The 3,317-nt window shown below is 37.5% G+C and carries 3 protein-coding genes; 2 read left to right on the top strand and 1 reads right to left on the bottom strand.

Going from position 1 to position 3,317, the window contains the following annotated elements; all coding sequences use genetic code 11:
- Window positions 1-213: 213 nt before the first annotated feature.
- The gene (locus tag LI091_RS18225; protein ID WP_021652568.1) at window positions 214-1,236 is read right to left on the bottom strand and encodes an ABC transporter substrate-binding protein; all 1,023 of its coding nucleotides are present in this window, start codon (window positions 1,234-1,236) and stop codon (window positions 214-216) included.
- A 268-nt stretch (window positions 1,237-1,504) separates the two neighbouring features.
- Here LI091_RS18225 and LI091_RS18220 point away from each other — a divergent pair, with 268 nt between their 5' ends.
- Together LI091_RS18220 and LI091_RS18215 are read left to right on the top strand one after the other, a co-directional pair.
- Complete coding sequence (locus LI091_RS18220) at window positions 1,505-2,542, top strand: helix-turn-helix domain-containing protein (protein WP_059086116.1); 1,038 nt, start codon at window positions 1,505-1,507, stop codon at window positions 2,540-2,542.
- A 142-nt stretch (window positions 2,543-2,684) separates the two neighbouring features.
- Complete coding sequence (locus tag LI091_RS18215; protein WP_021652569.1) at window positions 2,685-2,840, top strand: hypothetical protein; 156 nt, start codon at window positions 2,685-2,687, stop codon at window positions 2,838-2,840.
- Window positions 2,841-3,317: the final 477 nt, after the last annotated feature.

Below are 3,317 nucleotides of genomic sequence, written 5' to 3'. Positions count from 1 at the left end.
ACGACATTGTTGTTTGATTTATATGTTGTGTTCATATTTATATTATACTATGGTTTGTTAGTTAATACAATTACTATTTTGTCCATCTTCAATTACTTGCATAAATTCGATGGACGCGTCTTATATCCCCATAGCTGAAACAAGGGGTTTTACGACGCATTGGATAAATGCCGCAGGTTTTTCCCATGTTTTTTAAACTTTCTAAACTATTTTTTAATTTTCACATGCTTTCTGTGCATACTCTGTCTGCACCAGATTTTCATACGCTGTACGATCCGTCAGCTCACCTGCATCTTCCAGGATATCCTGCAGAAGCTCAAAGCTGTCTTTTTCAAAAATAAGATTTTCTTTCCAGGTATCCTGGTCATAATAACGTTTTACAATGGCAGTAATGGTTTCAAGATCTGTTTCTTTGAACTGCGGTGCGATCACTTCTGCGATTTCCTCCGGCGTATGACTCTGCACATAGTCCATTCCCTTCTGAAGTGCATCGGTAAATTTCTGGATGATCTCAGGATTTTCTTTCATGTAGCTTGCTTTTGCACTGTAGGATGTATATGGTACATAGCCGGATGCCTCTCCGAGAGATGCAACTACATAGCCCGCTCCTTCTTTTTCCAGAATGGTCGCAGATGGTTCGAATTCTACTGTATATGCCGCGGAATCATCACTGGTAAAAGCTGCTGCTGTGGAACCGAAATCAACGCTCTGGTCGATGGTCAGATCCTTTTGCGGATCAATGCCGTTTTTCTTCAGTATATATTCAAATACCATTTCCGGCATTCCGCCCTTACGACCGCCAAGAACCTTCTCTCCTTTTAGATCCTCCCATTTGAAATCAGGCATCTCTTCTCTTGCCACTAGAAAATTCCCCGCACGCTGGGTTAACTGTGCAAAATTTACGACAGGATCCGTGGCGCCCTCCTGATAAGCATAAACAGATGCCTCTGCGCCCATAAATCCAATATCTGCCTCACCGGAAATCACAGCAGTCATCGTTTTATCTGCTCCGAATCCCGTCACCAGCGTCAGATCCAGACCTTTCTCCGCAAAATATCCCTCCTCAATCGCCACATACTGCGGTGCGTAAAAGATTGAATGTGCGACTTCATTCAGTGTAACCTTTGTAAGCTTCTCTTCTGTGCTGTCTTTCTTCGCAGCAAATACTCCCATTGGCAGCGCCGTCACCGCCAGCACAACTGCTGCCGCCAGTGCAATCCATTTTTTATTTTTCATGCAGATACTCCTTTACAGACTTCTTCTGTTAGAGTATGCATAATTAATTAATTGGTGACCAGGGAAACATACAAAGTATCGTAAAACACAGTCTCCATGATTCCTTTTGTTAGGATATGCCCAAAAACCAACTGCTGATCACGATCAACTTTCCCATCAGTTAAAAAATATGAATTTTATTTAACAACAATTCAATTGTGTTCAATTTCCAATCCTGCTATGATTTAATCACAAAAGCTTTTGAAATTTCAATCAGGAGAGAATTAGGATGAATATTGGAAATGTGATAAAAAAATATAGAAAAGAGTCTGGTTTCACCCAGGAGGAAATGGCAAACCGCTTAGGAGTAACTACTCCAGCGGTGAATAAATGGGAGAACGGGAACTCCAATCCAGATATTGAACTGTTAGCACCAATTGCAAGACTGCTACATATTTCCCTTGATACCCTGTTGTCTTTTCATGAAAATCTGACAGACGTTGAAATTACAGAACTTATTCAGGAAATGGACAAAATGTTTTCAGCAGAAGGTTACGAAAAGACCTATCAATGGGCAGTAAATATCATAAAAGATTACCCTAACTGCAACATGCTTATCTGGCAGGTGGCGGTGATGCTTGACTCGCGAAGAATCATAGGTCAGTGTGAGCATCCCGATAAGTACGACGAACAGATTAATTCCTGGTACGAAATGGCACTAAATGACAAGGACGAAAAAATCCAGCACCATGCGGCAGATTCTCTGTTCGGATTCTACTTGCGAAAAGGGAATTATGAAATGGCAGAAAAATATCTGAACTATTTTTCCGACTATGATCCCATGAAAAAACTAAGACTTGGGCAATTATACATGGAACAGGAAAAAACAGAAGAAGCATATGAAAAACTGGAAAATATAATTCTTTCAGAGTATACTACTTTGAATCTTGCCTTTGGCATGATGATCACAAAAGCTCTTGACAATAAAGATCATAAATCCGCAAGATTCCTGGCCGAGAAAATGTATGCATTAGCAGGTATTTTTGAGATGGGAAAATACAATGAATGTGCAACCATGTTTAATGTTGTGGTGGCAGAACAAAATGTAGAAGATACTTTTAAGGTAATAAAACAACTGCTGGAGAATGTCGATACAATCTGTGATTTTCAGAAATCAAGATTATATAAACATATAAAATTCCAAGATGTAGAAAATCCATATGCTGAAGAAATGAAAAAAGAACTGATTGCAGGCTTCCAAAATGAAGAAGACTTTGCTTATATGAAAGGCTATAAACCCTGGAAAAAATTATTAGCAAAGTATTGATCCTGCTTATGTTTATTGCAAAATAAAAAACCTATTCATTCGCAATAGATCACATTTATAGATGAAAGAGATGCAGGCGTCGCGGCTCCTGCATCTCTTTTAACCCATAGGGTGCGTGATTGCAACGAAATTTACCACCTCAATGGATGATAAATTGCAATATATTTCAAAAATAAAAGAAGAACGTAATAAGGCACAGGACGAACTTGCTGAACTAAGGAAAATTCTTGAATTGCCAGATGATATTTCTTTGACAGAACACATTACAAAGATAAAAATAAATATTGACAAGGAGTAATTGAACCAGTATCATATAAGTACAAAGAAGTCTTTTTCCGGAGTGAGAAAGATATTATTACTTATTCAAAGGAAAGGGGCTCTGGACGAGTTCCTTTTTACATTTCATAAAATTTGATTTTATAACATATACTATGAACACAAAGTAGCTCTGGATAGGATATTCGGAGTTGTAAAACGGCGGAAATATCATTGCTGGTATTTCCGCCACTTCTTTTATAGATTATTCGCACTATTCAATCCATCCACTCAATTACACAAAATCAAATCGTCTCATAATTTACATTAATATATGTACGCCACCCCCAAAATATGATAAGGTGAAGCAAATAGAATTTTTCAGGAGGTTATTAACAGTTAAATATAAATTATAAAATTATAAAATCATATAAGTACATGTTGAGTTTTATAAGATATTAGAGCAGAATATTATTGAAAGGAGTTGATGCTTTGAGTAAATATTATTCTATACATGAAT

This window comes from Blautia sp. MSK20_18, from assembly GCF_020553125.1.
Classification (GTDB): Bacteria; Bacillota; Clostridia; order Lachnospirales; family Lachnospiraceae; genus Blautia_A; species Blautia_A fusiformis.
Note: the sequence above shows the minus strand (reverse complement) of the source record. Positions and strands in the feature narration are given on the sequence as shown.